The 679-nt window shown below is 51.8% G+C and carries 1 rRNA gene; it reads right to left on the reverse strand.

What is annotated here, in order from left to right:
* Nucleotides 1-679 (reverse strand): 23S ribosomal RNA (locus tag AC3WRW_RS33060); the annotation flags it as partial.

Below are 679 nucleotides of genomic sequence, written 5' to 3' on the forward strand. Positions count from 1 at the left end.
GCGTCACTATCCTTCTGCGTCACTCCATCGCTCATAACGGCTACGGTGGTACAGGAATTTCCACCTGTTGTCCATCGACTACGCCTTTCGGCCTCGCCTTAGGTCCCGACTTACCCTGAGCGGACGAGCCTTCCTCAGGAACCCTTAGGTTTTCGGCGGATCAGATTCTCACTGATCTTTTCGTTACTTATACCGGCATTCTCACTTGTATGCGCTCCACCTGTCCTTACGGTCAGAATTCAACGTACATACAACGCTCCCCTACCCATGCATTGCTGCAAGCCATAGCTTCGGTGGCGTGTTTAGCCCCGTTACATTTTCGGCGCAGAGTCACTCGACCAGTGAGCTATTACGCACTCTTTCAATGGTGGCTGCTTCTAAGCCAACATCCTGGTTGTCTGTGCAACTCCACATCCTTTCCCACTTAACACACACTTGGGGACCTTAGCTGATGGTCTGGGCTGTTTCCCTTTTGACAATGGATCTTAGCACTCACTGTCTGACTCCCGGATTTAAGTTTGTGGCATTCAGAGTTTGACTGGACTTGGTAACCCTTGGCGGGCCCCGCACCCAATCAGTGCTTTACCTCCACAACTCACAACATCCGAGGCTAGCCCTAAAGCTATTTCGGGGAGAACCAGCTATCTCCGAGTTCGATTGGAATTTCTCCGCTACCCCC

The sequence above is a fragment of the Paenibacillus sp. FW126-R14 genome, assembly GCF_058789495.1.